Source organism: Neisseria sp., assembly GCF_030527965.1.
Classification (GTDB): domain Bacteria; phylum Pseudomonadota; class Gammaproteobacteria; order Burkholderiales; family Neisseriaceae; genus Neisseria.
In genome coordinates this window covers 21,844-39,330 of sequence record NZ_JAUMZU010000007.1, presented here as the reverse complement: position 1 = coordinate 39,330, position 17,487 = coordinate 21,844, and the positions used below count along the sequence as shown (strand labels likewise).

The window sequence follows — 17,487 nt, the reverse complement described above, 5'->3', positions numbered from 1 at the left end:
ATTTTTGGGATGCGGTTTCAGGCAGCAGCGGCGTTACTATAATCCAAGTCAAAAACTGTAAAAAAATGCCGACAAAAGGGGTGCGCTCCATTATACTGCAATTAATTAAAGTATGATTTTTGAAAACGAGCTCAATGCTCGGTGGTCTAACTAAAATGACAAGGAGAAGGCGATGTACAAACATCTGGTTGTTGCAGTAGATGGCAGTTCGACTGCTTTAAACGCTCTGAAACATGCGTGTGAACTGGCGGTTACCGGTAAATCTAAATTAACTTTGGTGCATGTGGCCAATCCCGCCGAATACATGGCGTTGGCTCCGGAATTTCTGCAACATGAAAGCTATGAAGAGGCTGCCGTAGCACAAGGAAATGAAGTATTGGGCTTTGCTGAAAAAACCGCTCGCGATGCCGGCGTAACGGAAGTGAATACGCATTTATTGCTGGCGCTCAAAGGCGCGCACGATATGGCGCAGGAATTAATCGAATATGCAGATGCCAACGCTGCCGATTTGCTGGTTCTCGGCACACATGGCCGTAGCGGCTTGATGCATCTTTTGATGGGTAGTTTTGCCGAAACAGTTATGCGCCGAAGCCATCTGCCGCTGCTGATTATCCGCAGTCAGAAAGATGAAGAGGAAAATTAATTTTCATTTCCCAATGATGAATCCAAAAAAAGCCTGTCTGAATATTTTCAGACAGGCTTTTTTTGGCATTTTGGATATTAAGAAAATATTGGACGGATAAGGTCTCACAGGTTGAACCATGAGCATGTTCTTTGCTTTGGCAAACCTTATTGTATAAATAATTTTTGATAAGGCCGTTTAATAAATTCTCAGGTGTATCAATCGGATATCCTGTGGCAAGATAAAACTATTTGATTGAAATCAAATAAAAATTTGTATAAATTGATTGTAAATGAAAAATAAGCAGATATATTTGCTCGTTTTAAGTGAAATCGGCTTGACGCTATTTGCAAAACTAAAATAAAATTAAAAAATATTAAGAATAAAAGTAGCTTATTTTTAAGCAGAATGACATCGATGCCATAATAATTGGCTTTGATTTTTTAATATTTAAGGTGGATTTTCTGGGAAAGCCCTTGCAATAAACCCATTTTCAAACCTCTGTTAAATCTGGAGATTTTTTATGCAAACCCGTCAAATTCTACCTTTGTTGTGCGCAACTGCTTTATCGGCGCCGGCGTGGGCCGAGAATACTGCTGCTGTTGACAATCATTCAGCTGATTTCATTACTTCCAGCGATTACGTCAATACTAAAGAAACTGCTGTAGAAGAGGGCAAAGGCATCAGCCTGTTTAACGACCGTTTCAATATTACCGGTACTTTCAGGGTGCGTGCGGATGGCGGGGATACCAATTCTTCTTATGCGGGTCAGGCTAATCAACCGCACAATACCACCAGCCATTTAAATGCAGACTTGTGGTTTTCCGCGCGTATTTATAACGACTGGCGCGTCGTAACCGAAATCGAGCCTCAAATTGATTTGGAAACAGGTAAGTTCAATGGCGACCATGATGTTCCGATGAATAAACTGTATGTGGAAGGTACTGTTTACGATAAAGTGAAAACCCGTTTGGGTAAATTCGGCGCATTCTCCTCTTATGGCCGCGTATTGGATAATGAAGTGACCGGCGGTGAGTTGAGTTTTGATTATAAAATCCCGACCAAAGTCACAGTGGCTCGCGTAACCAAACAAATGAACGATAATCCTTGGGGTGTGGAAGTTCGCCGCGAGATGATGGGTGCTGTGCAATCTGTATTCCCAATCAATGAAAAAGTGAATGTCGGTGCGACAGCCGTTTATTTGAACGATGTGAAACGCCCCAACCGTGCGGCCGATAGCGCATTGTTCGGCGAAATCGGTGTGGATGTGAAATTCGATGACGATTGGAGCTGGATGGCTGCTTATAGCCGCTCGAACATCAACGATGTACGCGACAGCGCCGGAAAAAAAGTGGCTCAAGACGGTGCATTTACCGAGCTGAAGTTTAAAAACGCTGATTGGAAAACCCGTAATTCTTATGACGTGTTTTTTAATTTACGCCGGGTAGGTGCCATGTCGGGCATTTCTTCCACCAACGATTACAGTAAAAACGTGCAGGGTGCTCAAATCGGTTTTGATTATGTATTGTTGAAAAACCTGAAACTGAATGCTTTTTACTTACATGGTAAGCAGGTTAATGCGACCGTGGGCAATGATAAGCAGAATGTGAGGGTGATACGCGGTCAATTGGAATATACATTCTAAGAAGTTATCCTATTCTTGCAAATAAAAACAAGGCCAGAAGATTCGGCCTTGTTTTTTATGTGAAGCATGAAATGCCTGTCTGAAAGGTTTTTTGGCGCTTTTTTCAGGATAGCTTGGCAAAAAAAATCGCCCCTCATTAAGGGGGGCGCAAAAGGAACACAAACCACTACCAAAAATCGTTACGAAACAAGGCTTTTTATCTTATCGCTTGCTGGGTACAGCGCACGCATCAAATCGTGCGGAGAAATCATGAAATCCTGAGCATTGTCAATTGTCATGCGGCCTTGTTGCGGAGCAAGCTCGACCAAACGGGTTTGACTGTTTTGTTTATCCACTTTTAAGCGGCGGCGCAAAGCAGCAGCGGCACGGCGATAAACGGAATCTTTGCGGTTAACGGTACGCGCGGTGGTAATCCAACTGATGCGCGCATGTTCGTTTTGGTCTTCTATCAAAAGGATGCCCGGCTGCGGTTCGCGCAGATCGTTTTCCTTATCTTCCAACCACATATAATACAAGCCGTCTACGTTAACCAAATCGGCATCGTGAATCTGAGAGCCGGTGGCAAACAGGGAATAGGTGTTTTGCCGGTGGAGCTGCAGGATGTCAGGAGCCAAATACCAAAATATGTTTTCAGACATTTTGATCTCCTTTTTGAGCTTGGTTAATCGGGTCTTGCTTGCGTCGATGGGCGTATATTAAACAAATAATTTATTCCTTGCAAATGATAATTGTTATTATTATTTTCAATTTAAAATAACTATTTGTTTTATATAAAAAGAAAATTTATCTGGAGAGGCTAAAAGTTGAGTGTTTTACTCGGAAAATAGGAAAAATAAGGCTTTAGACGGCTTCAGTATAGCTTTGGTATAAATGTTGGATATCGGCTAAAATAGATTTTTTTATCACGAAGCATAATTATGGGTTACGACCGTCAGATTATTTTGGATACAGAAACTACTGGTTTTAAGCCGAATATGGGTGATCGCATATTGGAATTTGCCGGCATCGAAATGAAGTCGCGCCAGCTCACGGGCAGCCATCTGCATCTTTATATTCATCCTGATCGCGATATTCCTGAAGAATCGATTAATGTACACGGCATTACTTTAGAAAAACTGGAAGGCGAGCCAAAATTCGAGGCGGTAGGGCAGAAAATTGCCGATTACTTGCGCGGTGCGGAATTGATTATCCATAATGCCCCGTTTGATGTGGGCTTTCTGGATATGGAGTTTAAGCGTATGGGGCTGCCGACCGTCGAGGGTTTAGGTTGTAAGGTAACCGATACGCTGGCTATGGCGCGGGAAATGTTTCCGGGGCAGAAAAATAGTTTGGACGCGCTGTGTAATCGTTTTGAGGTAGACCGTAGCAAGCGTGTGTTTCATGGTGCGTTAATCGACTGCGAACTGTTGGCGGAAGTGTATCTTTCGATGACGCGGGGGCAATTCAGCCTCGTGGAGGAAGACGTGGCGCCTGAGGCGATGAAAGTGGAGGTCGGCCAGAATACAGGGCGTCCGGCTCATTTGAAGGTGGTTCGTGCAGATGAATCGGAGCTGGCCGCACACGAAGCGTATCTCGATGATTTGGATAAGGCTTCCGGAGGCAGTTGTTTGTGGCGTCGCGATGAAACACAGGCGGTATGATATGAAACGGCGCAATATCGCTTTGATTCCGGCTGCGGGGGTTGGTGCGCGTTTTGGCGCGGGCAAGCCTAAGCAATATGTGGAAATTGCCGGTAAAACCGTGTTACAGCATACGTTGGCTATTTTTTTGTCGTGCGAACGGATTGATAAGGTTGCGGTGGTGCTATCGCCCGAAGATACTGTTTTTCAGACAGGAACTTGTGAGAAGCTCGTGGTCTTGAAAACCGGAGGCGAAACTCGGGCGCAGAGCGTGTGCAACGGGTTGACCGCTTTACTGCAACGCGGTTTGCTACTTGAAAGCGACAACATATTGGTGCATGATGCGGCGCGCTGCTGTTTACCTGAGGAAGCTTTGCTGCGCTTGCTGGACGAGGCGGGCGAAAATGAATCCGGCGGTATTCTGGCTGTGCCGGTGGCGGATACTTTGAAACGTGCGACAACTGCGCAAACCATCAGTGAAACGGTATCGCGCACCGGTTTGTGGCAGGCGCAAACGCCGCAGCTCTTTCGAGCGGGCTTGTTGCAGCGCGCTCTGGATATTCCGGATTTGGCCGAGATAACCGACGAAGCTTCTGCGGTGGAAAAACTGGGCGCGCGGCCTTTATTGGTGCAAGGCGATACGCGCAACTTAAAACTGACCTTGCCGCAGGACGAATTGATTGTGCGCTTGTTGTTGCAGGCCAAGCATTAAAGAATGAATGTTTTCAGATAGGCATTAGATTGGAAGCGTCATGCCTGTCTGAAAAATCGGGATTGAATGTTGAAAAATTTAAAGGAAAATAATCGAATGAATATCCGTATCGGCCAAGGTTATGATGTGCATCAGCTGGTGGAGGGGCGGCCGCTGATTTTGGGCGGCGTGACCATTCCGTTTGAAAAAGGGCTGTTGGGCCATTCCGATGCCGACGCATTGTTGCATGCCATAACCGATGCGGTGCTGGGGGCGGTCGGATTGGGCGACATCGGCAGCCATTTTCCCGATACGGCGGCGGAATTTAAAGATGCCGACAGCCGCGTGTTGCTGCGTAAAGCTTATGAAAGTGTGCAGGCGAAAGGCTGGCGGGTGGTTAATGTGGATACGACCATCATCGCGCAGCAACCGAAACTGGCGCCGCATATCGCTGCCATGCGTGCCAATTTGGCGGCAGATTTGGGAATTGCTGAGGATTGCGTTAATATCAAAGGCAAAACCAATGAAAAACTCGGCTATCTGGGGCGGATGGAAGCCATTGAGGCGCAGGCTGTAGTTTTGTTGGAAAGAATATTGTAACTCATTTATTAATAAGGAGAAGTTATGGCTAATCAGGAAGAATTGAAACGCATTGCGGCGGAAAAAGCCGTAGAATTTGTTCCGGAAAACGAATACATCGGCATCGGCACCGGATCAACCGTCAATTATTTTATCGAAGCGCTTGCCCGTAGCGGTAAGAAGATTAAAGGTGCGGTCGGTACTTCCAAGCAAACTTTGGAACTGATGGCGCAAGGCGGCATTCCCGCGGTGGAATTGGGCGAAGTAACACGCTTGGCGGTGTATGTTGACGGTGCCGATGAAATCAACCATACCTTGCAAATGATTAAAGGCGGTGGTGCGGCGCATTTACCGGAGAAAATCGTGGCCAGTGCGTCTGATTTGTTTATCTGTATTGCGGATGAGAGCAAATATGTGACCCGTTTGGGCAAATTTCCGTTGCCGGTTGAGGTAGTGCCGATGGCTCGTTCGCTGGTTTCGCGCCATTTGTTGGCTTTGGGCGGAGAGCCGGAGCTGCGCGTTGGCTGCCATACCTTGCATGACAATCTGATTGTGGACGTGCGCGGCTTGGATTTGTCGAAACCGCTGACAATGGAAGACACCATCAACAATATTCCGGGTGTGGTGGAAAACGGCATTTTTGCCCGCAATTCGGCTGATATGCTGATTTTGGGTCGGCCTTCTGGTGCGGAAGTGATTAAAATACGTTGAGTGTTAGTCGGCGGTTTTGCCGTCGGCATTGTTGCTGTGGAATGACGGGTGATTACCTGTTTTTTTCGCATGATTCCTTGTTGTAATCGAAGTCCGAAGCCTGCCTGAAAAGTTTCAGACAGGCTTCGGGCTTTATTATGTAAAGATATATTCATTTATTAAGGTTTATGTTAATCTCGCGTGCGTGACAAACCGACTACATGAAACTACATAATTATGTGGCAAAAGTCTGCATCCGCCGGGCGGTAGCAGCTTGTAATATTCTTTATTATAAAAATATTAAGGAGTTATTATTATGAAACAGCTCAAATCGTTTCTGATTTGGGGCTTGGTGGTGTTGGTGGGCGTTGCCTCTTTCACTACTTTAGCCATCAATCGTGGCGAACAGGTGAGTGCGGTATGGATGGTTTCGGCCGCCATATCTGTTTATTGCATCGCTTACCGTTTTTACAGCCGCTATATCGCCGATAAGGTAATGCAGCTTGATCCGAACAGGCTGACGCCTGCGGAACGCTATAATGACGGCCTCGACTATGTGCCAACCAATAAAGGCGTTTTGTTTGGCCATCATTTTGCTGCCATTGCCGGTGCCGGCCCGTTGGTTGGCCCTGTTTTGGCGGCGCAGATGGGCTATCTGCCCGGTACGCTGTGGATTATTTTCGGTGTGGTGTTTGCCGGTGCGGTGCAGGATATGATGGTGCTGTTTGTTTCCATGCGTCGCGATGGCAAATCGCTAGGCGATATTGTGAAGCAGGAGCTCGGTCCGGTTGCCGGTGTGATTGCCTCAATCGGCATCCTGATGATTATGGTCATCATCATGGCGGTGCTGGCGCTGATTGTGGTTAAGGCTTTGGTGCACAGCCCGTGGGGCACGTTTACGATTGCAGCAACCATACCGATTGCGCTGTTTATGGGCGTCTATACCCGTTATATCCGCCCGGGCAAAATCGGTGAGATTTCGATTGTGGGCTTTGTTTTGCTGATGCTGGCGATTATATATGGCGAAAACGTGGCGCACAGCTCGTTCGGCCATTGGTTTGATCTGGACGGCGTGCAGCTGACATGGGCAATTATGATTTACGGTTTTGTGGCTGCCGTGTTGCCTGTTTGGTTATTGTTGACGCCGCGCGATTACCTTTCTACTTTTCTTAAAATCGGCACGATTATCGCCTTGGCGGCAGGTATCGTGATTGTTAATCCGCCGTTGCAAATGCATGCGGTAACTAAATTTATCGATGGTTCAGGCCCGGTATTTGCGGGCAGCCTGTTTCCTTTTCTGTTTATTACCATTGCCTGCGGCGCGGTATCGGGTTTTCATGCCCTGATTTCTTCGGGTACGACGCCGAAAATGGTGGAAAACGAAACGCACGTGCGGATGATCGGCTACGGCGGCATGATTATGGAGAGTTTTGTGGCGATTATGGCTTTGGCCGCCGCCGCGTCGCTTGATCCGGGTGTTTATTTTGCCATGAACAGCCCCAAAGCCTTAATCGGCGCAGATGCCGCCAATGCTGCGCATGTGATTACCCATACATTGGGTTTTCCGGTTACGGAAGCTTCGTTGCTGCACACGGCCAAAGAAGTGGGCGAGAATACCATTCTTTCTCGTGCGGGCGGCGCACCTACGTTGGCCGTCGGTATGGCGCATATCATGAGCCGCTTGATTCCGGGCGAGGGCATGATGGCATTTTGGTATCACTTTGCGTTGTTGTTTGAAGCGCTTTTCATTCTGACGGCGGTCGATGCGGGTACCCGTGTCGCTCGGTTTATGATTCAGGATTTGGGCAGTGTGTTTTACAAACCATTCGGCAATACCGACAGCCTGCCTGCCAATCTGACCGCCACGCTTTTTGCTGTTGTTCTGTGGGGTTATTTTCTCTACACCGGTGTAACCGATCCGCTGGGCGGCATCAATTCGCTATGGCCTCTATTCGGCATTGCCAATCAGATGCTGGCCGGCGTGGCTTTGATTATGTGTACCGTGGTGCTGGTTAAGATGAAGCGCGACCGTTATATGTGGGTTACTCTGGTGCCGGCTCTGGGCGTGTTGTTTGTTACCTGTTATGCCGGTTTGCAGAAGCTGTTTCACCCCGAAGCCAAAATCAGCTTTTTAAGCCATGCTGCGAAATACAGTGCGGCCGCGGCGAAAGGCGAAGTGCTGGCGCCTGCAAAAACGTTGGAGGAAATGTCGCGTATCGTGTTTAACGATTATGTTAATTCCGGTTTGACCGTTATTTTTCTCGGCGTGGTGGTTATCGTGGCGGTTTACGGTTTGCGCGTTGTTCTGAAGGCTCGTAAAGTGGCTTGGCCGACGGCGAAGGAAGTGCCGGCGGTGTTGAGAAATGAAGTTGGCAATAGCGAGGCTTGATATGCTGAAACAACGTATAAAGCGTTTCTGGCAAACAGCAAGGCTAACTGCCAATCTGATGGCGGGCGTACCGGATTATGAAAATTACGTTGCCCGCCAGCGTAAGCATAATCCTCATGCGCCTGTAATGACTGAATTGCAGTTTCAGGATTATTGCCGCAAGCGCCGTTGTGGTGCTAACGGCGGAAGGTGTTGTTAGCCCTTTTGAAATAGCTGGTTTCGAGCAAGCCGCCCAGATAAGACGGGCGGCTTTTTTTCAGGCAGGCATTATTGCTATATCGTGATTTTGGGCTTTATCTTATTAAGCCCTGTCGATTCCGGCTAAAGCCCGTATAATCTGAGGCGTGAATTGTTGTCTGTGAAAGGAAAACCTATGTTCCGGCATGTCGAATTTTATCCCGGCGATCCGATTCTGAGTTTGGTGGAAACGTTTAATCATGATCCGCGGCCTGAAAAAGTGAACCTTGGCATCGGTATTTATTTTGATGAAAACGGCGAGCTGCCGGTGCTGGAAAGCGTAAGGCAGGCGGAAGTTCGCCGAGCTTCGGTGCCTCAGCCCCGCCCTTATCTGCCGATGGAAGGGCTGGCTGCTTATCGTAGCGCAGTGCAAAATCTGCTTTTTGGTGCAGGGCATCCTGCGGTTGAGGTTGGCCGCGTGGTAACCATTCAAACCTTGGGCGGCTCCGGTGCGTTGAAAGTGGGCGCGGATTTTCTGCATCGTTGGTTTCCGCTATCGGATGTTTATGTGAGCGATCCGACTTGGGATAATCATCGCGGCATTTTTGAGGGTGCTGGTTTTAAAGTAGGGGTTTATCCTTATTACGATCCGGAAACGGTAGGCGTGAAATTTGAAGAATTGCTGGCTTTTTTATTAAGCTTGTCTGAAAACAGTATCGTGCTTTTGCATCCTTGTTGCCATAATCCGACCGGTGTGGATTTGACCCATGCACAATGGGACGCGGTGTTGGAAGTGATGCAAACGCGTAACTTGATTCCGTTTATGGATATTGCCTATCAGGGTTTCGGCGAAGATTTGGATGACGATGCCTATGCCATTCGTAAAGCCACGCAGATGGGCTTGCCTTTATTTATCAGCAATTCGTTTTCAAAAAACTTATCGCTTTACGGCGAGCGGGTGGGCGGTTTGAGCGTAGTTTGCCCGACGGCGGAAGAGGCTGGGTTGGTATTGGGTCAGTTGAAATTTACTGTGCGCCGTATTTATTCCAGCCCGCCGGCTCACGGCGGCTTCATCGCGGCGGATGTCATGAATACGCCTGAATGGTTTGCCATGTGGAAAACGGAAGTGTGCGATATGCGCGACCGCATCAGGAAGATGCGGCAGAAGCTTTATGATGTGCTGCATGCCAAATTGCCGCACAAAGATTTCAGCTATTTCATTAAGCAGCGCGGTATGTTCAGCTATACCGGCCTGACGTCCGAACAAGTTAAACGCTTGCAAGATGAGTTTGCCGTTTATCTCGTTGCTTCCGGCCGCATGTGTGTGGCAGGGCTAAACGAGGCGAATATCGATTATGTGGCCAATGCGTTTGCGGAAGTGTTGAGATAACTGTTTTCCGATTGTTATTGATTGAAAGCCTGTCTGAAACGTTTCAGACAGGCTTTCTGGTTTTAAGGGCTTAGAAATAATAGGAATAGTGCTTTTATTTGTTGAAAAGCCACATTGTCAAACAAAATAGCCGAATTTATTTTTATTAAAAAACAAATATTAACTAAATAGCGTTATTTTCGGTTTTTTTATCTATTTCGTTAATTATATAATAATATTTCCTAATAATTATTATTTACGGAGGAATCTGTATGAAAAATGTATTTTTGGTTGGCCTAGCATCTCTTCTTTTAGCGGCATGCGGCGCAACAGGAACGAAGTTCAGCAGCATGACGGAGCCTGCAGAAGGGCAGAGTAAGCTCTATGTTTATCGTACTTCTGCTTTTAAAGGTAACGGTGTTCATTACAATGTTTATGCGAACGATAAATTGATAGGTAATATTCGTAGCGGCGGATATTTAAGTACTGAACTGGCACCCGGTGATTATGAAATATGGGGAAAAACAGAAGTACGCCGTAGTGTGAAAGTGCCTCTGCGTCCGAATGAGATTCAATGTGTCAAAGCAAGCGTAGGGTTCGGTTTTTTTGTTGGTCATCCGAAGTTTGAATTGGTACCTCTAGATAAATGTAAAGCCGAAATTACGCAAACAGTAGCCAGCCATTAGGTAATTTAAGAGGTTATTGATACGCAGAATATTGATGTTCATCTGCAAACGTTTTTATGTTTGTAAGAAATGCCTGTCTGAAAATTTCAGACAGGCATTCTTTAATTTTGTTCGGGATTGGTCGCTCTCAATCCGAAATTAAAATGCTTCGCCTACTTTGACTCCACCCGCGAGATCTTTAGGTGTTGCCAGTGATGCGGTTAGGGCTTGTGCTTGAGCAAATTCCGGGGTGTCCATTATAACCTCGGCTTCGGCTGGCTTTAGCGTGTTGGCCATATATTGCCAGCGGTCGGCCAGGTCGGGATTGTAAGGCGTGTCAAAATCAGCGCGTAATTCGTCAACCAAATCGGGGCGATTGCATACGAGCACGATATCGCAACCGGCGTCAAACGAGCGTTGCGCGCGCTCTTTGATTCCGCCGGCACTGCAAGCGCCTTCCATGGTCAGGTCGTCGGAAAAAATCACGCCGTTGAAACCGATGTTTTGGCGCAAGATGGTTTTCAGCCATTTGGCGGAGAAGCCCGCCGGTTGGTTGTCGATTTCCGGATATACCACGTGGGAGGGCATCACGGCTGCCATGCCGGCCGCACTCATTTTGCGGAACGGAATGATGTCGGCGGCTTCCAGCTCGGCCAAAGAGCGGTTGTCTTGCGGCAAGACGTGATGGCTGTCGCCTTCGACAAAGCCGTGGCCGGGGAAATGTTTGCCGCACGATTTCATACCGCCTTGGTTAAGGCCTTTTTGTAGTGCCAATGCCAGCTCGCTCACAACTTCTGCATCGCAGTGAAAGCTGCGGTTGCCGATGACGGCGCATTGGTTCCAATCCAAATCAAGCACGGGAGTAAAGGAAAGGTCGATACCGCAGGCGGAAAGCTCGGTGGCCAAGACCCAACCGATTTGCTCCGCTTGTTGTTTGGCGGTGGCTTCGCCTTCGTTTTGCCAGATTTCGCCCAATACGGCCATTGCGGGCAATCGGGTAAAGCCATTGATAAAGCGTTGAACTCGGCCGCCTTCGTGGTCGACGGCAATAATCAGCTCCGGCGTGCGTAGGGCTTTGATTTCGGCAACCAGTGCTTTCAATTGCGCCGTGTTTTCAAAGTTGCGGCGAAACAGAATCACACCGCCGATTGCCGGGTCGAGCAGGCGTTGTTTTTCGGTTTCTGTAAGGCGGAACGCATTGACGTCGGCCATAACCGGGCCGCGCGGGAGTTGAACAGGACTCATAGGAAATTTTCCAATTGGCTAACTAAATGGGTTGCGAAGGCATTCTTTCAGACAGGCATAGGCCGAAGCGGTGAATTGTATCTTGTAGGCCTTATACCGAAAGGCACCATAAATATTTTCAGACAGGCATTAAAGCGAAATGCCTGTCTGAAAATGAAGGGCTTTATTGCAGGTTTAGAGCGAGGAATAGTGTGGTGCCTTTGCGCTCGACCAGTAGCGGAATATTTTTGCCCGCTCCGGAGATGGCGGCGCGCAGGCCGGCTTCGTCGTTTACTTGGCTTTGTGCGATGGAAACGATTTTGTCGCCGCGCTGAATGCCTGCGCGCTGGGCGGCGCCGCTGACATTGGTTATAACCAAATATTTCTGGCCGTTGTTGTTGATTTCGCGCAGATTCATGCCCAATTCGTTTACGGCGAAGTCTTTAGCCTGCACGCTATCGGGCAAAACATTGCCTGTGACCGCATCGTTTTCATTTTTATCTTCGGTAGAGGCGCCGAGTATCACTTTGATGTCACTCTCTTTACCGTTGCGCCAGATGCCCAGCGTGATTTCTTTACCGGGCACCAGATTGCCGACCATCACGGGCAGCTCGCTGGACGTGCGTACGGTTTCACCGTTTACGCTACGCACAATGTCGCCCACTTGCAAACCTGCTTTGGCGGCCGGGCCGTCAGGCAACACTTTGGCAATCAGAGCGCCGGTGGGTTTGTCGAGCTTGAAGGATTTGGCCAGATCGTAAGACACTTCCTGAATCATGACGCCCAATTGACCGCGTTGTACTTTGCCTGTGGCTTTGAGCTGCTCTACAACATTCATGGCAATATCAATCGGAATGGCGAACGAGATGCCCATGAAGCCGCCGCTGCGGCTGTAAATCTGTGAATTGACACCGACGACTTGCCCGTCTAGGTTAAACAGCGGGCCACCCGAGTTGCCGGGGTTGATGGCTACGTCGGTTTGGATGAACGGAGTGTAATTTTCATTCGGCAGGCTGCGGCCTTTGGCGGAAACGATGCCGGCGGTTACGCTGTTGTCAAAACCGAAAGGCGCACCGATGGCGGCTACCCATTCGCCCGATTTCAAGTCGCGCGGGTTGCCGATTTTGACGGTGGGCAAATCGGTTGCGTCAATTTTTAAGAGCGCTACATCGGTTTGCGGGTCGGAACCAATCAGTTTGGCGACGAATTCGCGTTTGTCATTTAGGGTTACTTTGATGCTGTCCAGACCGTTAACCACATGAGTATTGGTCAGAATATAGCCGTCGGGGCTGATAATAAAACCGGAGCCGAAGTTCTGTTCGCCGCTGCTGTCGTCTTTGGGGACGTCGGGCGTGTTCGGCACCAGACGTTTAAAGAAATCGTAGAAAGGATCGTTGTCGGGAAACTGATTCAAATCCATCTCGTCGTCTTGGCGCGGTTTGCTGGCTGAAGGGCTTTTATAAGCCTGAATATTAACCACGGTCGAACCTTCCTGCTCGACCAGTTTGGCGAAGTCGGGCAGATAGGCCGGAGTGCGGCTTTCGGTTTTAGGCTCCGCCTTTTTCTGAGGGTTGGCCGTTGCGGGCTCGTTTTGAAGGCCGAGTTTGTCGCATCCGGTAAGCGCGAAGGCGGCGGTAGTAAGGAGTAGAGTGAGGTATTTGGGTGTTGTTTTCACAGTATCACTTTCTGGGGTCGTTTTCGGTTTTTCTTATTTCGTTTAATGTGCGATTGTAGCGAAAAGCATCGGGCATGAAAACTTGATTTAACAAGGTTTTTCAGACAGGCATTCAAATAATCGGCAGTAGCAAGTAACTTCTGCTGCCATATCGGGTCGGTCTTTTATTTTTGCTGGATTGTCGATGCGGTTTTCAGCTGCGCGGTTTCCTTAGAATTTGAATCTGTTCGCTATAACTTGGCCGGATATTCGCATAAATCGTTAATCAGGCATTGCCCGCACAGAGGCTTCTGCGCCTTGCAGGTATAGCGGCCGTGCAGAATCAGCCAATGGTGTGCATTGAGGATAAATGCTTTCGGCACGACTTTCATCAATTTGTCTTCCACTTCGCGCACGTTCTTGCCGGGTGCCAAACCTGTTCGGTTGGATACGCGGAAAATATGCGTGTCTACCGCCATGGTCGGTTGGCCGAAAGCGGTGTTGAGCACGACGTTGGCGGTTTTTCGGCCAACGCCGGGCAGTTTTTCCAAGGCTTCCCGAGTTTCCGGTACTTTGCCGTCGTATTGCGCCAGCAAGATTTGGCAGGTTTCGATGATGTGTTTCGATTTGGTACGGTAAAGGCCGATGGTTTTGGTGTATTCCATGATGCCTTCCAAGCCTAAATCAAGCATGGCCTGCGGGGTGTTGGCTACGGGGAAGAGTTTGGCAGTGGCTTTGTTAACGCCTACGTCGGTGGCTTGTGCCGAAAGTAAAACAGCAATGAGCAATTCAAACGGACTGTTGAAATTGAGCTCGGTTGTCGGGTTCGGGTTTGCATTACGTAGACGTTCGAAAATTTCTTGTCGGATTGTTTTATTCATGATGTGTCGGTTTTCAGACAGGCATTGGCTTGTGGCGGTTTGGTTTACGGCGCGTTTTTTTCACGGGCTTCTTTGCGGAAGTCCCACGGTGCCTGCGGATTGTTGTTGTTCCAAAGCCCGATGCGGCGTTTACGGGCTTCGGATTCAGCTCGGGCGTAAACGGTGTAGTCGGTCTGGCTTTGTTTTTTACGGGCAATGGAAACATAGTGCCAAGCATGGCCGTTTTCAAGTTGGGCGAGGTTGGCATCATGCCCGTTCAGCCGCACTTGAGCCACTTCGCGACGATAGCGGTCGTGTTCGAATACGGTGATATCAACGTTTTTCCCGCTCAGCAAATCAGATAAGGCTTGGCGTGCCGCTTTTCCGTGTGCTTGGTTCAATTCGGGCGTATCTATATAAGCCAAGCGGATTTTGTGTGTCTGCCCGTTGCCATCGGTCACGCGTATAGTATCGCCGTCGGCTATCGAAACGACTTTGGCTTGGTAGCTGGTATGTGCAGCAGAAGCTGTTGTTTGCAAAACGGTTTGATATTGTTCGGCATGCTGGTTGGAACAATTGGCCGTAATAAAGGTAATAAGCGAGAGTAAAATTAATTTAATCATTAACATTGATATAAACAAATATAAAAGAAAAAATACGATGTTATTGTATGTAGTCGCTACAAGCGGATACCGCCTGTTGTAAGCAATATCAGGCAGGTTTAGAAATCAAAGCATACCCCGTTTGTAGTCATATTTTTCATTTTTAACATAAAATATAGAGAAATCGTATGAAAAAAAACTTACTTACCTTAGTCGTTTCACTTAGTGCATTATTGAGTGTATCCATGCCTGCCAGCGCAAAACAGGCGAAGCCGTTGGAAATTAGAATGCATCTTCTGGATCCTGCCAAGAACAATCAGGATATCGGGATGGTGGAAGTTAGTCAGTCTGCCTATGGATTGGTTTTCACACCGAAGTTATCCAATTTGCCAGCTGGTTTACATGGTTTTCATATTCATGAAAATTACAGTTGCGATGCAAAAGAAAAAGACGGGAAGTTGGTTGCGGGTTTAGGCGCAGGCGGTCACTGGGATCCGAAAAATACGCATCGTCACGGACAACCTTGGGAAGATGATACCCATCTGGGTAATTTGCCGGTTTTGATTGTTAATGCCGACGGCACTGCAAATACGCCCGTTTTGGCACCACGTTTGAAACGCATTAGCCAAGTTAAAGGCCATTCGCTGATTATCCATGTCGGCGGTGATAATTATTCCGAAAATCCCAAACCCCTCGGTGGAGGCGGGGCGCGCGCCGCATGCGGTTTGATTAATTAATTATGCGTTGGGGGCCAGCTTAAAATCAAGCTGGCCTTTTTAACAATTGCAAAATTTATGATTGGTTTGCTTTTATACATTCCATACAATACACAATTCCAGCTACAAGGCTGTTTTAAAATTCAGAATTAAAACAAACCTTATCGCTCTACCATTAGATTGACCGAGTAATGCATCAATACTTAATGGGATGGCAATATGACTTTAAGTTAGAATTAAGGTTTTTAACCACCTGTTTATGCTTTTATGACTCAGAAACTTCCCCCGCGCCGCCTTAGCGTTGCGCCGATGCTTGACTGGACAGACCGTCATTATCGCTATATGGCACGCCAGATTACGCGCCACACTTGGCTTTATAGCGAGATGGTTAATGCAGGTGCTGTTGTTTTTGGCGATAAAGCGCGTTTTTTAATGCGTAATGAATGTGAAAATCCGGTTGCCTTGCAATTGGGCGGCAGCGAGCCGGCTCTATTGGCGCAAGCGGCAAAGGCGGCGGAGGAATATGGCTATGACGAGGTGAATCTGAATTGCGGCTGCCCCAGCCCGCGCGTGCAGAAAGGGGCGTTCGGCGCTTGCTTGATGAATGAGGTCGAACTGGTTGCCGATTGCTTGAATGCCATGCAGGATGCGGTTCAGATTGAAGTGACGGTCAAACACCGCATCGGTATCGACCGCCAGACCGAATATCAAATCGTAGCTGATTTTGTCGGCACACTGGCGGCTAAAACTGCGTGCAAAACTTATATTGTGCATGCCCGAAATGCTTGGTTGAAAGGGCTTTCTCCAAAAGAAAACCGCGATGTGCCGCCCTTGAGATACGATTATGTCTACCGTCTGAAGCAGGATTTCCCTGATTTGGAAATCATCATTAATGGTGGAATTACCAATAATGAGCAAATTATTGAGCATCTTGCTCGAGTTGATGGCGTGATGGTTGGGCGCGAGTGTTATCACAATCCTATGCTTATGCGTCTATGGGACGGTTTGTTTTATGGCGACGACGCGCCGCCCATCGGTTATGCTGAATTAGTTGATAAGCTGCAAACCTATGCTGCCAAGCAGCTTGCTGCCGGGCGCGGTACTTTGCTGCGGCATACCGTACGCCATTACCTTGGCCTGATGCACGGTTTGCAAGGTGCGCGAAATTGGCGCAGGGTGTTGTCGGATTCAACGCTGCTTAAATCGAATAACCCCGAGTTGATTGCACAAGCATGGGCGGAAGTCGCTTTTGCCAATGGTTTTCAGACAGGCATACAGGGCTGACGCATTAAAAATACTTGAATAAGAACAGAATTTAAAAATTAAGCGATAAGCTTTTGCGAATTGCAAAACGGTTCGGATGTGGCAGATAAACTGGAGTAAGTAAGAGTTTTACAGAGCTTTGGGCGGCTGATTTCTCTTTAATTTATATTGTGAAAGCATAGAAATCTTGCTGTTGAATTGACTTCCATAGCGAATGTGTCACGCTTACCTCAAAAGATATGTTTAAAAAACAGAATGATGTAATTTTCCGAAAAATGCTTGGTAAAAAATACTTGTCTAAATCGGTTCGGTTCGGGTATAGTCACGCTTTCTCGTCGGGGCGTAGCGCAGTCTGGTTAGCGCACCTGTTTTGGGAACAGGGGGTCGTGAGTTCGAATCCCACCGCCCCGACCAGTTACGAATCAAGCTTAAAACAGAATCGGTTGCTTGGTTCAGAAATATAAGCACGATAGGATTAAGGTAGAGCGCCCGTAGCTCAACCGGATAGAGCACCCGCCTTCTAAGCGGGCGGTTACAGGTTCGATTCCTGTCGGGCGCGCCACAATACTCCAAGTTTTTATGTGGTGGCTGTAGCTCAGTTGGTAGAGCCCCGGATTGTGATTCCGGTTGTCGTGGGTTCGAGCCCCATCAGCCACCCCAAAATATCAAAGCCCGCTCCGTAGAGAGCGGGCTTTGTCTTTCCTAAAACCTGCTGCTTCGGT

Annotated in this window: 17 protein-coding genes and 3 tRNA genes; 15 read left to right on the top strand and 5 right to left on the bottom strand. The window is 48.1% G+C overall.

From position 1 onward, the window contains the following. The first annotated feature begins 172 nt into the window (after positions 1 to 172). Both Q4A84_RS04400 and Q4A84_RS04395 read left to right on the top strand, forming a co-directional pair. Positions 173 to 643, top strand: a complete 471-nt coding sequence (locus tag Q4A84_RS04400) for a universal stress protein (protein WP_303087713.1) — start codon at positions 173 to 175, stop codon at positions 641 to 643. Between the two features lie 502 nt (positions 644 to 1,145). Beyond that, positions 1,146 to 2,267: a hypothetical protein gene (locus Q4A84_RS04395; protein ID WP_303087712.1), complete on the top strand. Its 1,122-nt coding sequence runs from the start codon at positions 1,146 to 1,148 to the stop codon at positions 2,265 to 2,267. A gap of 179 nt (positions 2,268 to 2,446) precedes the next feature. Here the strand turns inward: Q4A84_RS04395 and Q4A84_RS04390 are convergent, their stop codons facing one another. After that, a complete protein-coding gene (locus Q4A84_RS04390) occupies positions 2,447 to 2,905 on the bottom strand; it encodes a pyridoxamine 5'-phosphate oxidase family protein (RefSeq protein ID WP_303087711.1) in 459 nt (152 codons plus the stop codon). 279 nt (positions 2,906 to 3,184) lie between these two features. Here Q4A84_RS04390 and dnaQ point away from each other — a divergent pair, with 279 nt between their 5' ends. The 8 genes from dnaQ (at position 3,185) to Q4A84_RS04350 (ending at position 10,467) form a co-directional block, all read left to right on the top strand. Continuing rightward, positions 3,185 to 3,907, top strand: a complete 723-nt coding sequence (gene dnaQ / locus Q4A84_RS04385; protein WP_303087710.1) for a DNA polymerase III subunit epsilon — start codon at positions 3,185 to 3,187, stop codon at positions 3,905 to 3,907. Between the two features lies 1 nt (position 3,908). Further along, on the top strand, positions 3,909 to 4,598 hold the full coding sequence (gene ispD, locus Q4A84_RS04380) for a 2-C-methyl-D-erythritol 4-phosphate cytidylyltransferase (RefSeq protein ID WP_303087709.1): 690 nt from the start codon (positions 3,909 to 3,911) through the stop codon (positions 4,596 to 4,598). A 96-nt stretch (positions 4,599 to 4,694) separates the two neighbouring features. Further along, positions 4,695 to 5,177 (top strand): 2-C-methyl-D-erythritol 2,4-cyclodiphosphate synthase, encoded by a 483-nt coding sequence (ispF, locus tag Q4A84_RS04375; protein WP_303087708.1) that lies wholly within the window; start codon positions 4,695 to 4,697, stop codon positions 5,175 to 5,177. A 24-nt stretch (positions 5,178 to 5,201) separates the two neighbouring features. Further along, a complete protein-coding gene (gene rpiA / locus Q4A84_RS04370; RefSeq protein WP_303087707.1) occupies positions 5,202 to 5,867 on the top strand; it encodes a ribose-5-phosphate isomerase RpiA in 666 nt (221 codons plus the stop codon). Between the two features lie 295 nt (positions 5,868 to 6,162). Beyond that, entirely contained in the window at positions 6,163 to 8,235 is a 2,073-nt protein-coding gene (locus Q4A84_RS04365; RefSeq protein ID WP_303087706.1) for a carbon starvation CstA family protein, read from the top strand. 4 nt (positions 8,236 to 8,239) lie between these two features. Next, complete coding sequence (locus tag Q4A84_RS04360) at positions 8,240 to 8,434, top strand: YbdD/YjiX family protein (protein ID WP_303087771.1); 195 nt, start codon at positions 8,240 to 8,242, stop codon at positions 8,432 to 8,434. Between the two features lie 174 nt (positions 8,435 to 8,608). Then, on the top strand, positions 8,609 to 9,802 hold the full coding sequence (locus Q4A84_RS04355; protein WP_303087705.1) for an amino acid aminotransferase: 1,194 nt from the start codon (positions 8,609 to 8,611) through the stop codon (positions 9,800 to 9,802). Between the two features lie 251 nt (positions 9,803 to 10,053). Continuing rightward, a complete protein-coding gene (locus tag Q4A84_RS04350; RefSeq protein ID WP_303087704.1) occupies positions 10,054 to 10,467 on the top strand; it encodes a DUF2846 domain-containing protein in 414 nt (137 codons plus the stop codon). Between the two features lie 138 nt (positions 10,468 to 10,605). Here Q4A84_RS04350 and nagZ read toward each other — a convergent pair whose 3' ends face one another. From nagZ to Q4A84_RS04330, 4 genes are all read right to left on the bottom strand, one after another. Then, on the bottom strand, positions 10,606 to 11,691 hold the full coding sequence (nagZ, locus tag Q4A84_RS04345) for a beta-N-acetylhexosaminidase (protein WP_303087703.1): 1,086 nt from the start codon (positions 11,689 to 11,691) through the stop codon (positions 10,606 to 10,608). Positions 11,692 to 11,854: 163 nt separating this feature from the next. Continuing rightward, a complete protein-coding gene (locus tag Q4A84_RS04340; RefSeq protein WP_303087702.1) occupies positions 11,855 to 13,345 on the bottom strand; it encodes a DegQ family serine endoprotease in 1,491 nt (496 codons plus the stop codon). Positions 13,346 to 13,575: 230 nt separating this feature from the next. Continuing rightward, positions 13,576 to 14,205, bottom strand: coding sequence for an endonuclease III (nth, locus tag Q4A84_RS04335; RefSeq protein ID WP_303087701.1), 630 nt, complete (start codon positions 14,203 to 14,205; stop codon positions 13,576 to 13,578). A gap of 44 nt (positions 14,206 to 14,249) precedes the next feature. Next, entirely contained in the window at positions 14,250 to 14,807 is a 558-nt protein-coding gene (locus tag Q4A84_RS04330; protein WP_303087700.1) for a thermonuclease family protein, read from the bottom strand. A 167-nt stretch (positions 14,808 to 14,974) separates the two neighbouring features. Here Q4A84_RS04330 and sodC point away from each other — a divergent pair, with 167 nt between their 5' ends. The 5 genes from sodC (at position 14,975) to Q4A84_RS04305 (ending at position 17,425) form a co-directional block, all read left to right on the top strand. Then, complete coding sequence (sodC, locus tag Q4A84_RS04325) at positions 14,975 to 15,523, top strand: superoxide dismutase [Cu-Zn] SodC (RefSeq protein ID WP_303087699.1); 549 nt, start codon at positions 14,975 to 14,977, stop codon at positions 15,521 to 15,523. 246 nt (positions 15,524 to 15,769) lie between these two features. After that, entirely contained in the window at positions 15,770 to 16,786 is a 1,017-nt protein-coding gene (dusA, locus tag Q4A84_RS04320) for a tRNA dihydrouridine(20/20a) synthase DusA (protein WP_303087698.1), read from the top strand. A gap of 315 nt (positions 16,787 to 17,101) precedes the next feature. Further along, a tRNA-Pro gene (locus tag Q4A84_RS04315) sits at positions 17,102 to 17,179 on the top strand. 71 nt (positions 17,180 to 17,250) lie between these two features. Beyond that, a tRNA-Arg gene (locus Q4A84_RS04310) sits at positions 17,251 to 17,327 on the top strand. A 22-nt stretch (positions 17,328 to 17,349) separates the two neighbouring features. Next, a tRNA-His gene (locus Q4A84_RS04305) sits at positions 17,350 to 17,425 on the top strand. Positions 17,426 to 17,487 lie beyond the last annotated feature (62 nt).

Bases quoted from the DNA above. Each gene is read 5' to 3' on its own strand.
- Q4A84_RS04355 (WP_303087705.1), top strand. From the start codon at position 8,609: ATGTTCCGGCATGTCGAATTTTATCCCGGCGATCCGATTCTGAGTTTG.
- sodC (WP_303087699.1), top strand. From the start codon at position 14,975: ATGAAAAAAAACTTACTTACCTTAGTCGTTTCACTTAGTGCATTATTG.
- Q4A84_RS04350 (WP_303087704.1), top strand. From the start codon at position 10,054: ATGAAAAATGTATTTTTGGTTGGCCTAGCATCTCTTCTTTTAGCGGCA.
- nagZ (WP_303087703.1), bottom strand. From the start codon at position 11,691: ATGAGTCCTGTTCAACTCCCGCGCGGCCCGGTTATGGCCGACGTCAAT.
- nth (WP_303087701.1), bottom strand. From the start codon at position 14,205: ATGAATAAAACAATCCGACAAGAAATTTTCGAACGTCTACGTAATGCA.
- rpiA (WP_303087707.1), top strand. From the start codon at position 5,202: ATGGCTAATCAGGAAGAATTGAAACGCATTGCGGCGGAAAAAGCCGTA.
- Q4A84_RS04395 (WP_303087712.1), top strand. From the start codon at position 1,146: ATGCAAACCCGTCAAATTCTACCTTTGTTGTGCGCAACTGCTTTATCG.
- dnaQ (WP_303087710.1), top strand. From the start codon at position 3,185: ATGGGTTACGACCGTCAGATTATTTTGGATACAGAAACTACTGGTTTT.
- Q4A84_RS04400 (WP_303087713.1), top strand. From the start codon at position 173: ATGTACAAACATCTGGTTGTTGCAGTAGATGGCAGTTCGACTGCTTTA.
- Q4A84_RS04330 (WP_303087700.1), bottom strand. From the start codon at position 14,807: ATGATTAAATTAATTTTACTCTCGCTTATTACCTTTATTACGGCCAAT.
- ispF (WP_303087708.1), top strand. From the start codon at position 4,695: ATGAATATCCGTATCGGCCAAGGTTATGATGTGCATCAGCTGGTGGAG.
- dusA (WP_303087698.1), top strand. From the start codon at position 15,770: ATGACTCAGAAACTTCCCCCGCGCCGCCTTAGCGTTGCGCCGATGCTT.
- ispD (WP_303087709.1), top strand. From the start codon at position 3,909: ATGAAACGGCGCAATATCGCTTTGATTCCGGCTGCGGGGGTTGGTGCG.
- Q4A84_RS04390 (WP_303087711.1), bottom strand. From the start codon at position 2,905: ATGTCTGAAAACATATTTTGGTATTTGGCTCCTGACATCCTGCAGCTC.
- Q4A84_RS04365 (WP_303087706.1), top strand. From the start codon at position 6,163: ATGAAACAGCTCAAATCGTTTCTGATTTGGGGCTTGGTGGTGTTGGTG.